The organism is Bacillus sp. ms-22 (genome assembly GCF_009759805.1).
In the GTDB taxonomy this organism is placed as follows: domain Bacteria; phylum Bacillota; class Bacilli; order Bacillales; family Bacillaceae; genus Bacillus; species Bacillus xiamenensis.
On record NZ_CP046653.1, the window covers coordinates 2,668,817 to 2,683,977 of the forward strand.

The following is a 15,161-nucleotide window of genomic DNA, read 5'->3' on the forward strand; positions in this document are numbered from 1 at the left end:
AGCAGTCAGCCAAAAAAAGCGGACGCTTCCGCATTGATTGAAACTAGATGCTTCAAACCGGCGAGTCACATAATAAAGCTTGTAGATGATGATAGTGCTCAAACACTCAAACAAAATTCCTTGTATAGGAGGGTTGAATATGAGCCGCAAACATTCATGGAACTGTGTAGCAGAGGCTGTTGAAAACATAGACGACTTACAAAATGCCGTCGAAGAAGATTGCCCGACTAGCTGTTACAGCAATCTCCTTTCTCCATCACATTCATTAGGTGACACTGTCCCGTTTGTTCTATTTACATCAAAATCAAAACCATTTGTCGCATTCGGAAACGTCGGAGAAGTAGATGCTGGCCCTTGCTTCAGCACTGCATTTTTCAGAGTCGAACACATCTCTGATCACTGCGCAACACTCAGCTTGCTTATTGCATTTGACAAAGACCGTCATATTTTAGATTTTACAGATAAAGATTCCGTATGTGATGTGTTCCGATTAGAAAAATCAAAGTATTGCATCGAAGTGGACCTTGACTGCTTCTGCGCAATCGAGTGCTTAAATCCACGTCTCATCAACCGTAGCTGCTAACAAAAAAGTCCCTTTATGGGACTTTTTTGATGTTCATTAAAAACCAAGCGGATGAATAGAAGAGATATCATCCATCGCTAATTCCACTGGATTTCCGCCGCCTGCTGTACGGATGACCACCGTATTGTCTTTTCTCTCCATGATAATCCCTCTGTATGTCTTTCCATCGGCTTCAATCAGACAAAGGGCTCTTGGCATATTATGCGGCAAACTTGTCAGAAAATCGACCTTCTCCTCTACGTTCATTTGACTTAAAGGTTTTTTCACTCGTTTTCTTTTTGGTTCTTCTTTTGATTCATGAAATACGCCTTCTGGCGGCTTTTCTTGTTCTTGTACTGACTCTCGCTCTTGTGAGAGCTCTGATTCCTGTATGACCTGTCGTTCAGGTGCAGGCGGCTCTTCTTTTTTCTGCTCTACTTCTTGAGATATAGGTTCCTGCCTGCTTTCTTCACTTGCTTCCTCTTTAGTGCTTTTTTTGCTTTCTGGCGGTTTTTCTGACTTCTTTCGTTTTCTCACAATATTTTGCATGGCCGGCGCCGATTCATCATAGCTCGGCTGCACAATATACATAAGCGGCTTTTGATTCTCATCACCTTTATTTGACATACTGATCCCTCCCGAATGATTCATTCCTTATATATATGAGCGGACCCCTCAAATCAGAAGAAAAATAAAAAAACAGCATACCCGTCATCGGTATGCTGCAAGTCATGTATTCGTTTAGCGGGCAATGATATGGAAGCCAGAATCAACATGAAGATTCTCACCTGTCATGCCGCGGGATAGGTCACTGAATAAGAACAATGCTGTATCGCCGACTTCCTCTGGAGTCGTTGTACGGCGAAGCGGTGCACGCTCTTCAATATCCTTAAGGATTGTATTAAATCCGCTGATTCCTTTTGCAGATAATGTACGAATCGGACCAGCAGAAATGCTGTTCACACGGATACCTTCTGCTCCTAGATCAGCTGCTAAATATTTCACACTTGCTTCAAGTGCTGCTTTTGCAACACCCATGACATTGTAGTTAGATACGACACGTTCTCCGCCTAAGTAAGTAAGTGTGACAATGCTTCCGCCTTCTGTCATTAACGGACGTGCTGCTTTTGCAACAGCTGTTAATGAATATGCACTAATGTTGTGCGCCAAAAGGAAACCTTCACGGTTCGTATTCAAGTATTCACCAACAAGCTCTTCTTTGTTTGCAAATGCAATCGCATGTGCAACACCATGGATGACTTGTACTTTTTCTTTAATCGTTGCAAAACATTTTTCGATCTCTTCATCACTTGTTACATCACAAGGAAGAATAATGGAATCATCACGCTCAAGTGTGCTTGCAAGCTCTTTAACAGATTCTGCAAGACGGTCTCCAACATAAGTAAAAATCAAACGAGCTCCTGCTTCGTGAAGTGAACGAGCAATCCCCCATGCGATGCTTCGTTTATTAGCAACACCCATGACCACGATATTACGGCCTTCTAAAGAAAATTTCATATGTATTAAAGCCTCCTATTTTTTCAAGACATAGTATTAGTACCTGATCATAATCTTATCACAAATCATGAGATATTGACAATTTCCGCTTAAAGAAAGTTTCTTTTTAGCCCTTTGTCTTCTTTTCATCGTGATTGAAAGCCCTTGAAATCTAGGAAAGGCCGCTACTTTTGCGGAGCGAATTTGACCTTCGTGCGCAACCAGCGTGCAGGACTGCGGGCGAATGTGAGGGTTTGTCTACACGATGAGACCGTCCTCACAAGTGAAGACGGTCCCCTTTTATGTGTTACGCCTGTTTTGCTGATAAGCAAAATGGTTGGTTGGCCCATGTCCTGCGCCAATATGCAAAGGATATTTGATTGCCTCATGGACAAAGGTTTCTGCTGTTTCAAAGGCTTCCTTCATCGAACGCCCTTTTGCTATTTCTGCTGTTAATGCCGCCGCAAACGTACAGCCTGTGCCGTGTGTATGCTTGGTATCAATATGTTCATTTGTGACTTCAATAAAGCCTTTTCCATCGTACAACAGATCTGTAATGAGGCCGCCTGAAGGACCGTGACCACCTTTGATCACAACATATTTCGTGCCAAGCTCATAAAGAAGTTGTGCTGCTCGGTAGCGATCCTCTTTCGTCTGAATACGCGTGCCTGTCAGTACTTCTGCCTCAGGAAGATTCGGCGTTACAGCATAACTGACAGGCAGTAAATGTGTTTTCATGGCGGAGACAGCATCTTCATTTAATAAAGAGGCCCCGCCTTTTGCAATCATGACTGGATCTACAATCAGCTTGAACTCATATTGCACCGTTTTTTCAGCGACGGCGCTGATCATTTCAGCACTCCACAGCATCCCTGTTTTGACGGCATCCGGCAATAAGTCTTCTGCCACTGCATCAATTTGACTTGTGAGCGCCTCGGTTGAAAGTGGATAAATACCGTGAACGCCAAGTGTGTTTTGCGCTGTAATCGCTGTGATCGCAGACATTCCGTACACACCGAGCTCCTGAAAGGTTTTCAAGTCTGCTTGAATGCCTGCACCGCCGCCAGAATCAGAACCCGCGATGGTTAACGCCTTTTTAATCGTCATTTCATCACACCCTCTCATTAGCCAATCCATTGATGGTAAATCGTTCTCGCTTTGGCAATATCACTTGTACCATGTACAAGCGCTCTGCCATCTTTGAATAAGACGAGCTTGTACTCATCCTTTTGACAGGATAGCAAATACGGATTTTCTAGTACATCCATTCCTGCTTTCTTTAACTGACGGGCTACTTCATGTAAAACTGGAGGTGTCCCTGCTGCACTGCGAATTTGCACCGTATTACGTCCACATAATACATCTGCTTTTGCTCTCTGATCATATGAGAGAAATGGATATGTCTTAAGACCGCAGCTTGGACATTGTTTCTTTTTTAAAGACGCAGCGGAGCGTATATCAGCTCGCTCATTTGTCCATAAATCAAACGATCTTAATATCGGAGTCATTTCGTGTCCTGTTAACAACTTCAGTGCATCTGCCACTTGATATGCCGCCACCTGCTGCACAACTGGACTAATAATTCCTGCTGTATCACAAGTCATGCCTTGTGCAGGTAAATGCTCAAGCAAGCAGTGTAAACATGGTGTTTCACCAGGAATAACAGTGAATTGAATACCATAGCTGGCTACACAGGCTCCATAAAGGAAGGGAATTTGTTGTTTGATGGCCGCATCATTTGCAATCATTCGCACCTCAAAATTATCCGCTGCGTCCACGATGATGGATGCCCCGCTCACAAGTTTTTCCATATTTTGAGCGGTCACATCGATGACGATTCCTCTTACCTGGACGTCACTGTTCACCTGCTTGAGTCTTTTTTCAGCCGCCACAGCCTTTGGCAGCCGATCTTGAACATCTTGCTCTGTGTAAAGCTGCTGACGCTGCAGGTTGCTCCATTCAATATAATCTCTATCCAAAATGGTGACAGATCCTACGCCGGCACGAACGAGCATTTCGGCACTTGCTGTTCCAAGTGCCCCTGCGCCAATAATGACAGCCTTTGAGGCGTTTAGCCGCTTTTGCCCATCTGTTCCAATCGGTCTAAAAAGCTCTTGGCGTGAATAACGTGTGCTCAAAACGCTGGCATTCCTTCCTGAGGACTGCTGGCTGTCCCATAGTTTTTGAACGGGATACGGCCTGCCTCGAAACCGAGTCTTCCCGATTCAATCGCCAGCTTCATCGCTTTTGCCATTTTCACCGGGTCCTTTGCGCCAGACACGGCAGTATTCAGCAAGACAGCATCAGCCCCTAATTCCATCGCATAAGCAGCATCCTTCGGAGAGCCTACACCAGCATCAATAATGACTGGCACCTTCGCCTGCTCGATAATGAACGAGAGATTCAGAGGGTTTAGCAGCCCTTGACCTGAACCGATCGGAGAAGCACCTGGCATAATGGCATGGACACCGAGTTCTTCTAATTTCCGTGCCAGCACCACATCATCTGACGTATATGGCAGCACGATAAAACCTTCTTCTAATAGCATTTCAGAAGCTTTTAACGTTTCGACTGGATCTGGTAGAAGAGACCTTGAACAGCCAATCACCTCTACCTTGATCATGTCACACAATCCAGAAGCCTTCGCTAAACGGGCAATACGTACCGCTTCTTCCGCTGTACTTGCCCCTGCTGTATTCGGCAGCAATGTATATTTTGATAAATCAAGCTGCTCTAAGAAATTGGGCTGTGATGGTTCAAATATGTTCATTCTTCGTACAGCAAAGGTCAAAATTTCAGCTTCTGATACGTTGACCGCTTCTTTTTGAACCTCAAATGATGGATACTTTCCTGTACCAAGTAATAGTCTTGATGTGAATGTTTTTCCGCCAATGTGTAGCATTGTGTCATCCTCCTCCTACAAAATGAACGATTTCAATCGTATCATTTGGTTGAATTTCTACTTGTTGAAAGGCTTCTTTATCTATAATTTCTTGGTTCTTTTCGACGATCACCACACGGTTTTCAAGCTGATAGGCTGATAGCAGATCAAAGATCGTTCCATTTTCTTTATCAAAGTCAACGATTCTTCCATTCAATTGAATTTTCATACGAACAATGCCTCCTTTCGGCCAATACGAAACGCATGAAGCCATTCTTCATTGACAGGCTCGCCTACTATCAGGTCGCGAATGATTTCACCGGTAATGGGCGCAAGTAAAATGCCATTTCGGTAATGTCCTGCCGCAAAAAGAATACGCTCATCTTCTGGGTGTCTTCCGATATAGGGATGCCGGTCGCTTGTCGCTGGACGAAGACCTGCCCAGCATTGATCAATTGGCATCTCCTGAATGGATGGCATTAGCTGAGACGCTTTTTTGATAACAGTTTCAATGCCGCCAAGTGTCGGAATCGCCTGCCAGTCATTCGGCTTCATCGTTGCACCAATGATCAGCTTGCCTCTATCTCTTTGAACGATATAACAATGATCATGATAAATGGTGTGTGCAAGTGCTGGACCGTTATTCCACACAGACACGCATTCTCCTTTTACTGGATAGAGAGAATGCGAGAATCCCATTTCCTCAAAAAAACGGCCAGACCATACACCACTTGCTACAGTCAGATGATCACATGTGAATGTGCCTCCAGCTGTTCTAACAGTCAATGCTTCTTTGCCCGTCTTCACTTCGATAACAGGCGTAAACTCCTTCACATCTGCCCCGTACCGAACAGCCGCCTGCCATAATGCCCTGCATACCGCATACGGTTCCACATGCACATCATCTTCAATCAAGCCTGCTCCTATGATGTCATCTGTGATTTGAGGGATGCGTTTTTTTACGCTGCTTGCTTCAAGCCATTCAAATGTGGGCAGATGCTGCATTCGGCAAAGTGCACGCTTTTCGTATTCTGTAAAAGCCACCTTCATAATGCCGCCCGCTGATGCCCGTATATCAATGCCCGATTCATGCTGAAGATCGACTTTTAATTTTTTATATAGAGCCTGACTTCTTCTCCCTACTTGAAAGAAAATATCCTCATCACCTTCTCCTTCAGCATGTGCACCCAGCATACCAGCGGCCGCACTCGTTGTTTGCTTTCCTACCTCATTTGCCTCAAGTAAAAGGGCTTTCTTTCCTGCTTTTGCAAGATGATAGGCGATTGACATCCCTATGATTCCACCACCAATAATCACAACGTCATAATGCTTGTTCATAAGGATTCTCCTTTCGCTTTTGAGAAAATGCTTGTGCCATCTTGCGCGGCTGAGGATGAGTAAAAATACCGGACATGACCGCTATTCCTTTTAAATCAATATGCATCAATTCTGGCAGTCGATCAGGCGTTATGCCACCAATCACAACCACCGGAATGGACAGCGCAGAAGTCAATTCTTCCACAAGCTTGATGCCTCTCGCCTTTCGTCCTGGTTTACATGCGGTATCATATACGTGCCCAAACATGACATACTCTGCCCCGTTCTTCTCGGCTGCTTTGGCTTCTTCTATCGAATGAACAGACACCCCCGCATGCAAGTGAGGAAATTTTTGTCTCAATTCCTTTGGCGAAAAGCTGTGGCCTGGAAGGTGCACACGGTGAATATTGGTGAGCAGTGCAACGTCGACTCGGTCATTGATGATAAGCTTCTCTTTCGGAACGCCTTCTGCAAGGAGTTGTTTCACGAGATGAACAAGCTCACTTGCTGTTTTAGACCGTTCCCGTATATGAATAAAGTCTACTTCAGGCTCAACGGCTTTTATTTGATTGATCAGCTCGCTCACAGAAAGTGAATCATTTGTCACTGCGTGGAGTTCCATTTGCACCAACCCCATCTAAGCATGCTGTTTGCCACGTTTCTTTTTCATACGCCATCTCCCAAAAATGGTACTCGTAATAGCTTGAAATCACAAAATTTTCTTTCATATTGGCCCGTACATGTTCTGGCGCTCTTTCCGCGAGTTCATCAAAGCGGTTGACCTGTTCAAACACAAGCTCTTTAAACCAATCCCCTCCGTATGTCAAAATCCACTCTTGATAAATCGGATGGTCAGGTGTTGTTTGTTTCAGCTTTTCCCCCACCTCATAATATAGCCAGTAACACGGCAGTAACGCGGCTAAAACTTCTTCAAAGCGGCCGCTTTTCACAGAACGATACATATGAGAGGTATATGCATAAGCAGTTGGAGAAGGCTTAAAGCTGGCGAGTGCTTCATCAGAGATCTGAAGCAGTTCTGTAAATTTTCTATGCAGCGATAGCTCTGCTTCATACGTGCCTTGTGCATGATACGCCATTCTGCCTGTCGTATGTAAGTCCTCACTAATGGCCGCTCCATACGACTGTACTTTTGCGAAATGAGTTAAATAATACGAATCCTGCATCACATAATAGGTGAAACGATCGAGTGAAAGTGTGCCATCTCCGATCCCTTTTACAAAAGGATGTGTAAAGCTTCCATTCCACCAAGTCGCTGCTGCTTCTTTACATTCATTTGAAAATGTCATGTTCATGTTCCTCTCCTCCTGTTTTTCCATATAAAAAAACCACTTTCCATATGGAAAGTGGCTTGGAATTTGTAAAATGCATAGTCAAAAACCGCACCACTTCCCTACGCAGGTATGAACCTGTTCAGGTAATGAGGGTCTAAAAGTCGACACTTTTATCTCAGCCCTTTTAAAGGACTCCCCTAGTGGATCAAACTTATCATGTTGTACCTCTATCTTAATCAGGAATTGTTCATTGGTCAAGGGCTCATTGCAACTCTAACTGCGCTCTAAGTCCTGCCACATACTCCCGAGAGCCCGACACAAGCACGCGGTCACCGCTTCTAAGCGTTGTATCACCATGCGGTACTAAACTGTCTACTCCTCTAAAAATACGGACAAACACCAAATCGCCGGTAAAAGGAAATTCCCGCAGCATGACATTATGATACCGATGATTGTTCATTTGAATTTGATACAAAGAAGAATCCTCATTCGTTAACAAACGAATCGCATCAGGTGCTTCAATCAATGCCCTTAGCACCGTTTTAGATGAAAGAAAGTTAGAAAACGTATCAATGCCTGCTTCCTTTAATGTCAGCTCTGTCTCCGCTTTGTTCACACTGGCAATGACTTGTTTGGCTCCTGCTTCTTTTGCAAATAATGCAATTTCCTTATTTTTAGTTTCACTGCCTGTTGCCACAACGAGCACATCTTCTTGGCCAATCCCTGCCTGTCTCAGCGTCTCATCGTCATATTGTTCAATCGCTTCAACTTCAAAGATCGAGTCAGCAAGAAGGGCTTCTTTATTTTCTTGAAAGACATGCAAAATACGAATGTCATATTCATCCTGATGCAAATCAAGTGTCACTGGTAAGGTCAGCTGATTAGCCCCAATAAAAGTCACACGCTTTTTATGATTGGTTTCACGTTCTTGTTTAAATAGTGCCTTAAACCAAACAGGGGTGAAAATACTCGTCAACACAGCAACTAAAATAAGCGCTCCTGACATTTTATGATCAATGACACCAAGCCGCTCACCAATCGTCGCAGCTGCAATGACAAGAGATAATGTCGAGGTTAATAAAAAACCAGCGCCGACGACCTTTTTCATGTCATACCATTTTTTCAAATAAAGAATCGGGACGAGCTTACTAAGCAATAATGCCATAAACAGCAGTGGAATCATGATCAAAATGGTTGGATCTTTAAAGAGTGCCCATATATTCAGGTCCACACCGACCATCACAAAAAAGATTGGGATCAAAAATCCGTATCCAAATGAGTCCAGCTGCTGAACGATCTCTTTATTAGGCGAAAGAAGAGACACAAGCACACCAGCTAAAAATGCGCCCAGAATATTTTCAGCACCGAGTGATTCAGATAAGGCAACTAAGACTATAATGAGAGTAAAGATAGCTCTAGTCCCAATTTGCACCGTTCCTTTTGACATGGACTGAAAAATGGATTTTGTCTTAAATACTCGGCCAAATAAATAAAGAAGAATACCCGCAGCAAATAATAATAAGAGCAGCCACATGTTCCCTGTTCCATCGCCATAAATGGAGGAAAACACAGCAAGTAAAATCATCGTCACCAAATCAGCAATGACAGCCACAAGCAAAATGATTTGACCAATATTTGTCTGCATCAGCTTTTCCTCTTTTAAAGTTGGAACCACTACACCTAATGAAATCGTGGAAATAATAAGCGTCATTAAAAAGGCATTTTGGATAAAACCTGCAAGCACAAACGCATAGGACAGGATAAAGGAAATACAAAATACGCCAAGAAAAATAATGGTCGCTGCTTTAAATGTATTTGGTTCTTTTAAACCATTGGGCAGTTCTCGTGCTTTCTTCTTAGATTCAAAAGAAGAAAAATCTATTTCAAGTCCGCTTAAAAACATAAGAAAAATAAACCCTAGCATGGATAATGTATCTAGCCATGCGTCATGTTCAACAACTAGTTGAAGACCGCTTTTTCCAATGATGAGCCCCATGATAATTTCGGCGACAACGACCGGAATGGTCAGCTTAAACCGGTGCAATAAAATAGGGGTGAAAAAGGCTACAATAATAACGACAACGAGTGATGAAACAGATGTATGCTCCATTGGCTAAAGCCTCCTAACATTCATGTTTAATTTTTAAGTTTTACGTTAAAGCATTGATTCTAACAATTGCCCAAACGAAATGAAAGCCATTCGTTATATTTTCTAAAATTCAAACTTCTTTATATCCGATAAATGGATGAAAAAATCAGGAGGAACCTTTATGAAATTCGATATCATCGGCGATATCCACGGCTGCTACGAAGAGCTGCTTACCCTCATACACAAACTAGGATACAAACTCAAACATGGACTACCTGTCCACCCTGATAAGAGAACACTAGCCCTTGTTGGTGATTTAACAGACCGAGGTCCTCAATCAGTAGACGTGATGCGATTTGTCATACAAGCCTATTCCAAGGGAGCGATCCGCTACGTGCCAGGCAACCATTGTTTTAAACTTTATCGCTATTTGAAAGGAAATCCCGTTAAATTACTGCATGGCATTGAAACAACGGTAAGCGAAATCAAAAACCTGCCGCTCCATGAACAGACCAAATTATCACATGAATTTAAGCAGTTATTTGAGAAGGCGCCGCTTTATGATGTGCTGATTCAAGATGAGCTAATCATTGCACACGCAGCGATGAGGGAAAAGGATATTGGAAGAAAACCGAATAAACAGACGCGATCCTATCTTTTATTTGGAGCTGTCACAGGAGAAACTTGGCCAGATGGGCGTCCTGTCAGGAAGGACTGGGCAAAGGAGTATCACGGGAAACCTTGGATTGTATACGGGCATACACCCGTAAAAGAACCCCGGTTTGTTGGCAGAACAGTTAACATCGATACAGGCTGCGTCTTTGGCCACCGGCTATCCGCTCTAAGATATCCTGAGCTTGAGACTGTCTCTGTCCCTTCATCTATGCCTTATGATGAAACAAGGTTCCAGCATTTCACACCATAAAAAACCCGGTCCACCATTACAGGTGACCGGGTTTACTTGTTTACTGAAGCAATGATGTCATATCATCTGGCAAAGGAGCCGAAAATGTCATGGACTCCCCTGTGATCGGATGCGGAAAGACAAGGGTTTCACTATGCAGCGCCTGCCTGTCTATCCGCTCGCTCGATCCGCCATATAGCGTATCTCCAATGAGAGGATGACCAAGGAATTGCATATGCACACGAATTTGATGGGTTCTTCCCGTCTCAAGGGTAAGAGACACATCAGACATGTCTAAATGAGTGTCTACCGCCCGCACTGTATAATGTGTCACGGCCTCCTGACCAGACTCATCAACCATTCGTTCAATCATACTGTCCCCTTTTCGAGCAATTTTTGCTCGAATCGTCCCTTGCTTTTGCGTGATCATGCCATGTGTAAACGCTCTGTACGTTCGCTTGACTTCCCCTTTTTTCTGCGCCTTTGATAAAAGGCTGTGTGCAAAGCGATGTTTAGCGACTAACATGACACCAGAGGTATCCCGATCTAGGCGGCTCACCAAATGGACAGTCAGCCGGACAGACTGCTTAGCATAATGGTGCAGCAGCCCATTCGCAATACTATGCTCAGGGTGCTCTCTAGAAGGAATCGATGGGATATATGGCTTTTTATTCAGCACAAGCACATGCTCATCCTCAAATAAAATATCAAGCGGAATCGGCGCGGGCTTTAGCCCTTCACTCACTTTTTCCTCAGGAAATAAAATAGTGAGCTTCTCGCCCTCCCGCAGTTCATATCTCACGGTAACATGCGCTCCATTAATCAGGAGGTCACCGCCATCAAATTTAATATCTGTCAGCATTCTTTTTGAAATGCCAAGATCAATTAAGTAGTCCTTCAACAGACGGCCTTCTTCTTTGGCTGTCATGGTTTTGTTTATCTTAAAGTATTCCAGCGAGAACAACCTCTTTCTTATTCTCCTTTGCCGATAAAGGAATCTTGCACCCTTTTCCAAAAAGGAAATGGTCTAAAACGGGCAAAACGGACATTCTCGTCTGCCACTCGGCATTGAATGGATTTCACATCTTTATGCAGCAGCGACAAATGATCTATTGTCACCTGAAAATCCACATCATTAATCGGTTTGATCACACACGTATGATGGTCTGGCAAAATAAGCGGTGAGCCAACCGTTCTGAACACTCTGTTGTTGATTGAGGCCATTTCTGCAAGCTGAATGGCTCTAATGGAAGGATGAATAATCGCGCCGCCAAGCGCTTTATTATAAGCCGTACTGCCAGATGGCGTAGACAAACAAAGACCGTCACCTCTGAATGTTTCAAAAAGTTGACCCCTAATCTCAACATCTGCCACAAGCGTACCTTCCATACTTTTAATCGTACATTCATTCATCGCTAAATATTTTTCTTCCCGGCCGCCATCGTTGTATCTGACGATGACTTCAAGAATCGGATATTCCACAATATGATAAGGTGTTTTTGCAATGGCTAACACAAGCTTTTCAATTTCACTCGGTACCCAGTCCGCATAAAATCCAAGATGTCCTGTATGTACGCCGACAAAAGCTGTTTCATTCAGACGGTTGCTATACCGGTGAAAAGCATATAAAAGGGTTCCGTCTCCGCCTACCGTAATGACAAGATCGGGTTCCTCTTCATTTAATTCCATCCCAAAATCTAATAGGTAGGTCTGAATTTTATTTTTGAGTGTGTCAGATACAGAATTCCCTTTTGAAGAAACTGCAAATTTCATGAATTCTTCTCCTTTTTCACCTTGCTGCTATGAGAAGGCAGCATCATATTTGTTTTAGCTCAGGCTCACGCATCATTTTTCTTTTTCCGAGAGAATGCCACTTGCGCTTCCTGAATTTCGCCTCTAATTTCAGACATCTCATCGTCAAGACGAGATGCTGCTTCAGAAGCTCTTTGAAGGCGCAGCTTCACTTTCTCCGGGATATTCCCGCTATATTTATAATTCAGAGAATGCTCGATGGTCGCCCAAAAGTTCATGGCTAATGTACGGATTTGGATTTCGACGAGGAGCTGCTTCTCTCCGTTAATCGTTTGCAGCGGATATAACACAACAAGGTGGTACGAGCGGTATCCGCTTTCTTTATGTTCTGCTATATAGTCGCGTTTATCTACAACCACAAAGTCTTTTCGTGATTGAAGCATTTTCTTCACAACTTGTATATCTTCTACAAACTGGCACATAATGCGAAGCCCAGCAATATCCTGCATCGTTTCAATCTCATGCATCGGAATGTTTTTACGCTTTGCCTTTTCTAATATGCTGGCAACGGGTTTCACTCGGCCTGTGACAAATTCTACTGGTGAATGGTCATCCTCAAATTCATAAAGCTTCCGAATGCCTTTTAGTTTCACTTTTAATTCTTCGACTGCTTGCTTATATGGTGCGAGGAATTGATCCCATTGTTTTTTGTCCATGAAACTTCCCCCAATTCCAAATACCTAATTATTTCAGAGGAATGTGCTCTTCACTTTCTCTTCCATATCTCCGTAATTGGCATTGTCTTTAATATTGTCGATTAAATAGTTTAATTCTTGATGAAGTTGAATGAGCTCCAGCGATTGTTCTTCCGCCGTCAAATAGACAGGGATATCACGATTCATTGCTTCTTTTAATAGAGCCCATGTATGTTCTCCTAAGATAAGATACGTAAAAGACTCCTCTGTCTCAAGTATGTAAACAAACGCAAAGTGATCAGAATCAACAAGCATTTGCCCTGATGCTTTTGCTTTTTGAATTTGCTCATCTGACTGAACCGTCAAGATCAGCCTGTCTTCTTTTAAAGTTGCTTCTGTGATTTCAATTCTGTTTTGCATCATGATCTCCTTTACAACAAAGTACAGCTTTATTTTATCATATCAAGTTCAATATTGATAAACCGAACTTTTTGAGAAAAACCGTTTTTCTCCTTTTCATTGATCATTTTGCCTCATTCAGCATCCATATTAACTCCTTTTTAAGGAATAAATAAGAAAAAAACAAGCTTTTCATGTACAATAATCATATTTCCTCTAAATGAAAGGTTGATATCTAAATGGCACAGGAAATTGAAATAGAACTCAAGCAACTATTAACGAAAGAAGAATTTGAACAGCTAAAACAATATTTTCAATTGAAGAACGAGGATTTTCACACTCAAACCAACTATTATTTTGATACACCTCAATTTGATATAAAATCAAAATTCGCTGCTTTACGAATGAGAGAAAAAGGCGGGCAGTGGGTCCTCACATTAAAGGAACCGCATGAAAACGGTCTTTTAGAAACCCACCAAACGATTGCACCTCCCGCTAGTCTTGAACATGTTCACCTACCAGAAGGTGAAGTGGCAGACAGATTAGAACACCTTCACATTCAAAAGGATCAAATCGTGTATTTTGGTGCACTTGAAACGTCAAGAGCAGAAAAAATGATCAAAGAGGGCTTAATTGTTTTGGATCACAGCCGATATTTAACAGTAGAGGACTATGAACTTGAATTTGAAGTGAGCGATTTAGACATTGGACAAGCCGCATTCACAGCGTTGCTCCATCAATTTCAGATCCCTGTACGACACACGAAAAACAAAGTCGTTCGTTTTTATGAAGAGAAAATGAAATCACAGAATAGATGAAAATTCCTTGAAGGAGGAACATGATGAACGTCAATCAACTTCAATCCTTTATGCAGCTGCAAGCACTCAAAACGTTACAATCGGATAGTGGACAAACCCAACAGCAGACCGGGCAAGAATCAAGCGCTGAGGCTTCATTCCAGTCACTGTTGCAAGATTTTTTAGGCGGATCAGAATTATCTCGTCTTCCACTCTCCATTTCTGCTCTCATGGGTACGGACACATCAACGACTCCGAGCACGCAATATGCACGCACAAACCCATATCTAGCGGCCATGGAAGGCAGTGAACAGCTGCAAGCTCAGTCTCTATATGCAAGTGACGCTCAATTGAGTACAGCAAATGGTATTGGAAACGTCATAAATAACAGCTATACGTCGCCGCTTCAAGAAGCTGTTTCAGGCTCTTCATCAAAAGAGATTAATCAGATCGTGTCACAAATGGCTCAAAAACACGGCGTGCCGGAGAAGCTGATTCACGCGGTGATCAAGCAAGAATCCGGCTATCGCACGAATGCTGTCAGCCATGCAGGTGCACTTGGACTGATGCAGCTGATGCCGTCTACTGCTAAATCACTTGGCGTAAACAACGCCTTAGATGCGGCCCAAAATATTGAAGGCGGAACGAAGTATTTAAAACAAATGCTTCAAAAATATAACGGAAATGTCTCACTCGCCTTAGCCGCTTATAACGCAGGCTCAGGAAATGTAGATAAATACGGAGGCATCCCTCCATTTAAAGAAACACAGAATTATGTAAAGAAAATCACAGCTCAATATTACGCTTAAACCGAAGAGAATAACCTCTTCGGTTTTTTGTATGTCGCTTTTCACCCTTTTTTGACCGAATGTGTTATGATATGGTCAATTGAACACGGAACCTGTCCCTCTCACTATTCCCAAAGGACCAAAGCGGTTTGTTTGTGGAATTGAGTAGAGGTTGTTAAAATAAATAT

General features: G+C 43.0%; 18 protein-coding genes and 1 riboswitch. Of the genes, 4 read left to right on the forward strand and 14 right to left on the reverse strand.

The genetic code is table 11. The annotated features are described in order from the left end of the window. Positions 1-139 precede the first annotated feature (139 nt). The gene (locus GPA07_RS13980) at positions 140-583 is read left to right on the forward strand and encodes a CotY/CotZ family spore coat protein (RefSeq protein ID WP_008355371.1); all 444 of its coding nucleotides are present in this window, start codon (positions 140-142) and stop codon (positions 581-583) included. 36 nt (positions 584-619) lie between these two features. On the opposite strand, the gene GPA07_RS13985 is transcribed toward GPA07_RS13980, so the two are convergent. The 10 genes from GPA07_RS13985 to GPA07_RS14030 form a co-directional block, all read right to left on the reverse strand. Beyond that, the gene (locus GPA07_RS13985; protein WP_157292834.1) at positions 620-1,189 is read right to left on the reverse strand and encodes a CotO family spore coat protein; all 570 of its coding nucleotides are present in this window, start codon (positions 1,187-1,189) and stop codon (positions 620-622) included. A 114-nt stretch (positions 1,190-1,303) separates the two neighbouring features. Further along, positions 1,304-2,080 carry an enoyl-ACP reductase FabI gene (fabI, locus tag GPA07_RS13990; RefSeq protein WP_008355367.1) on the reverse strand — a complete coding sequence of 259 codons (777 nt, stop codon included), beginning with the start codon at positions 2,078-2,080 and terminating at the stop codon, positions 1,304-1,306. A 279-nt stretch (positions 2,081-2,359) separates the two neighbouring features. Then, on the reverse strand, positions 2,360-3,166 hold the full coding sequence (thiD, locus tag GPA07_RS13995) for a bifunctional hydroxymethylpyrimidine kinase/phosphomethylpyrimidine kinase (protein ID WP_157292836.1): 807 nt from the start codon (positions 3,164-3,166) through the stop codon (positions 2,360-2,362). Between the two features lie 17 nt (positions 3,167-3,183). Next, positions 3,184-4,197: a thiazole biosynthesis adenylyltransferase ThiF gene (locus GPA07_RS14000; protein WP_157292838.1), complete on the reverse strand. Its 1,014-nt coding sequence runs from the start codon at positions 4,195-4,197 to the stop codon at positions 3,184-3,186. Continuing rightward, complete coding sequence (locus GPA07_RS14005; protein WP_008355361.1) at positions 4,194-4,961, reverse strand: thiazole synthase; 768 nt, start codon at positions 4,959-4,961, stop codon at positions 4,194-4,196. Before GPA07_RS14005 ends, GPA07_RS14000 begins: the two co-directional genes overlap by 4 nt. Before the next feature lie 4 nt (positions 4,962-4,965). After that, positions 4,966-5,169 (reverse strand): sulfur carrier protein ThiS, encoded by a 204-nt coding sequence (thiS, locus tag GPA07_RS14010; RefSeq protein WP_071167772.1) that lies wholly within the window; start codon positions 5,167-5,169, stop codon positions 4,966-4,968. Continuing rightward, complete coding sequence (thiO, locus tag GPA07_RS14015) at positions 5,166-6,278, reverse strand: glycine oxidase ThiO (protein WP_157292839.1); 1,113 nt, start codon at positions 6,276-6,278, stop codon at positions 5,166-5,168. Before thiO ends, thiS begins: the two co-directional genes overlap by 4 nt. Further along, complete coding sequence (gene tenI, locus GPA07_RS14020; RefSeq protein ID WP_157292840.1) at positions 6,262-6,879, reverse strand: thiazole tautomerase TenI; 618 nt, start codon at positions 6,877-6,879, stop codon at positions 6,262-6,264. Before tenI ends, thiO begins: the two co-directional genes overlap by 17 nt. Next, positions 6,854-7,564 (reverse strand): thiaminase II, encoded by a 711-nt coding sequence (tenA, locus tag GPA07_RS14025; protein WP_157293158.1) that lies wholly within the window; start codon positions 7,562-7,564, stop codon positions 6,854-6,856. Before tenA ends, tenI begins: the two co-directional genes overlap by 26 nt. A gap of 84 nt (positions 7,565-7,648) precedes the next feature. After that, positions 7,649-7,758, reverse strand: a riboswitch (TPP riboswitch). 53 nt (positions 7,759-7,811) lie between these two features. After that, complete coding sequence (locus GPA07_RS14030) at positions 7,812-9,659, reverse strand: monovalent cation:proton antiporter family protein (protein ID WP_008355350.1); 1,848 nt, start codon at positions 9,657-9,659, stop codon at positions 7,812-7,814. A 160-nt stretch (positions 9,660-9,819) separates the two neighbouring features. Here GPA07_RS14030 and prpE point away from each other — a divergent pair, with 160 nt between their 5' ends. Continuing rightward, positions 9,820-10,563 (forward strand): bis(5'-nucleosyl)-tetraphosphatase PrpE, encoded by a 744-nt coding sequence (gene prpE / locus GPA07_RS14035; RefSeq protein WP_008355347.1) that lies wholly within the window; start codon positions 9,820-9,822, stop codon positions 10,561-10,563. A 40-nt stretch (positions 10,564-10,603) separates the two neighbouring features. Here the strand turns inward: prpE and GPA07_RS14040 are convergent, their stop codons facing one another. From GPA07_RS14040 to GPA07_RS14055, 4 genes are all read right to left on the reverse strand, one after another. After that, complete coding sequence (locus tag GPA07_RS14040) at positions 10,604-11,470, reverse strand: RluA family pseudouridine synthase (RefSeq protein WP_071169176.1); 867 nt, start codon at positions 11,468-11,470, stop codon at positions 10,604-10,606. Positions 11,471-11,514: 44 nt separating this feature from the next. After that, positions 11,515-12,315 carry an NAD kinase gene (locus GPA07_RS14045; RefSeq protein ID WP_008355343.1) on the reverse strand — a complete coding sequence of 267 codons (801 nt, stop codon included), beginning with the start codon at positions 12,313-12,315 and terminating at the stop codon, positions 11,515-11,517. A gap of 65 nt (positions 12,316-12,380) precedes the next feature. Then, positions 12,381-13,010 carry a GTP diphosphokinase gene (locus GPA07_RS14050; RefSeq protein WP_008355341.1) on the reverse strand — a complete coding sequence of 210 codons (630 nt, stop codon included), beginning with the start codon at positions 13,008-13,010 and terminating at the stop codon, positions 12,381-12,383. Between the two features lie 33 nt (positions 13,011-13,043). After that, positions 13,044-13,409, reverse strand: a complete 366-nt coding sequence (locus GPA07_RS14055) for a UPF0738 family protein (RefSeq protein WP_157292841.1) — start codon at positions 13,407-13,409, stop codon at positions 13,044-13,046. Positions 13,410-13,627: 218 nt separating this feature from the next. Between GPA07_RS14055 and GPA07_RS14060 the strand changes: the two genes are divergently transcribed. Then, the gene (locus tag GPA07_RS14060) at positions 13,628-14,206 is read left to right on the forward strand and encodes a CYTH domain-containing protein (RefSeq protein ID WP_157292842.1); all 579 of its coding nucleotides are present in this window, start codon (positions 13,628-13,630) and stop codon (positions 14,204-14,206) included. Positions 14,207-14,229: 23 nt separating this feature from the next. Continuing rightward, positions 14,230-14,994, forward strand: coding sequence for a lytic transglycosylase domain-containing protein (locus GPA07_RS14065; RefSeq protein ID WP_157292843.1), 765 nt, complete (start codon positions 14,230-14,232; stop codon positions 14,992-14,994). Positions 14,995-15,161 lie beyond the last annotated feature (167 nt).

Bases quoted from the DNA above. Each gene is read 5' to 3' on its own strand.
- GPA07_RS13980 (WP_008355371.1), top strand. From the start codon at position 140: ATGAGCCGCAAACATTCATGGAACTGTGTAGCAGAGGCTGTTGAAAAC.
- GPA07_RS13985 (WP_157292834.1), bottom strand. From the start codon at position 1,189: ATGTCAAATAAAGGTGATGAGAATCAAAAGCCGCTTATGTATATTGTG.
- fabI (WP_008355367.1), bottom strand. From the start codon at position 2,080: ATGAAATTTTCTTTAGAAGGCCGTAATATCGTGGTCATGGGTGTTGCT.
- thiD (WP_157292836.1), bottom strand. From the start codon at position 3,166: ATGACGATTAAAAAGGCGTTAACCATCGCGGGTTCTGATTCTGGCGGC.
- GPA07_RS14005 (WP_008355361.1), bottom strand. From the start codon at position 4,961: ATGCTACACATTGGCGGAAAAACATTCACATCAAGACTATTACTTGGT.
- thiS (WP_071167772.1), bottom strand. From the start codon at position 5,169: ATGAAAATTCAATTGAATGGAAGAATCGTTGACTTTGATAAAGAAAAT.
- thiO (WP_157292839.1), bottom strand. From the start codon at position 6,278: ATGAACAAGCATTATGACGTTGTGATTATTGGTGGTGGAATCATAGGG.
- tenI (WP_157292840.1), bottom strand. From the start codon at position 6,879: ATGGAACTCCACGCAGTGACAAATGATTCACTTTCTGTGAGCGAGCTG.
- tenA (WP_157293158.1), bottom strand. From the start codon at position 7,564: ATGACATTTTCAAATGAATGTAAAGAAGCAGCAGCGACTTGGTGGAAT.
- GPA07_RS14030 (WP_008355350.1), bottom strand. From the start codon at position 9,659: ATGGAGCATACATCTGTTTCATCACTCGTTGTCGTTATTATTGTAGCC.
- prpE (WP_008355347.1), top strand. From the start codon at position 9,820: ATGAAATTCGATATCATCGGCGATATCCACGGCTGCTACGAAGAGCTG.
- GPA07_RS14040 (WP_071169176.1), bottom strand. From the start codon at position 11,470: ATGACAGCCAAAGAAGAAGGCCGTCTGTTGAAGGACTACTTAATTGAT.
- GPA07_RS14045 (WP_008355343.1), bottom strand. From the start codon at position 12,315: ATGAAATTTGCAGTTTCTTCAAAAGGGAATTCTGTATCTGACACACTC.
- GPA07_RS14050 (WP_008355341.1), bottom strand. From the start codon at position 13,010: ATGGACAAAAAACAATGGGATCAATTCCTCGCACCATATAAGCAAGCA.
- GPA07_RS14055 (WP_157292841.1), bottom strand. From the start codon at position 13,409: ATGCAAAACAGAATTGAAATCACAGAAGCAACTTTAAAAGAAGACAGG.
- GPA07_RS14060 (WP_157292842.1), top strand. From the start codon at position 13,628: ATGGCACAGGAAATTGAAATAGAACTCAAGCAACTATTAACGAAAGAA.
- GPA07_RS14065 (WP_157292843.1), top strand. From the start codon at position 14,230: ATGAACGTCAATCAACTTCAATCCTTTATGCAGCTGCAAGCACTCAAA.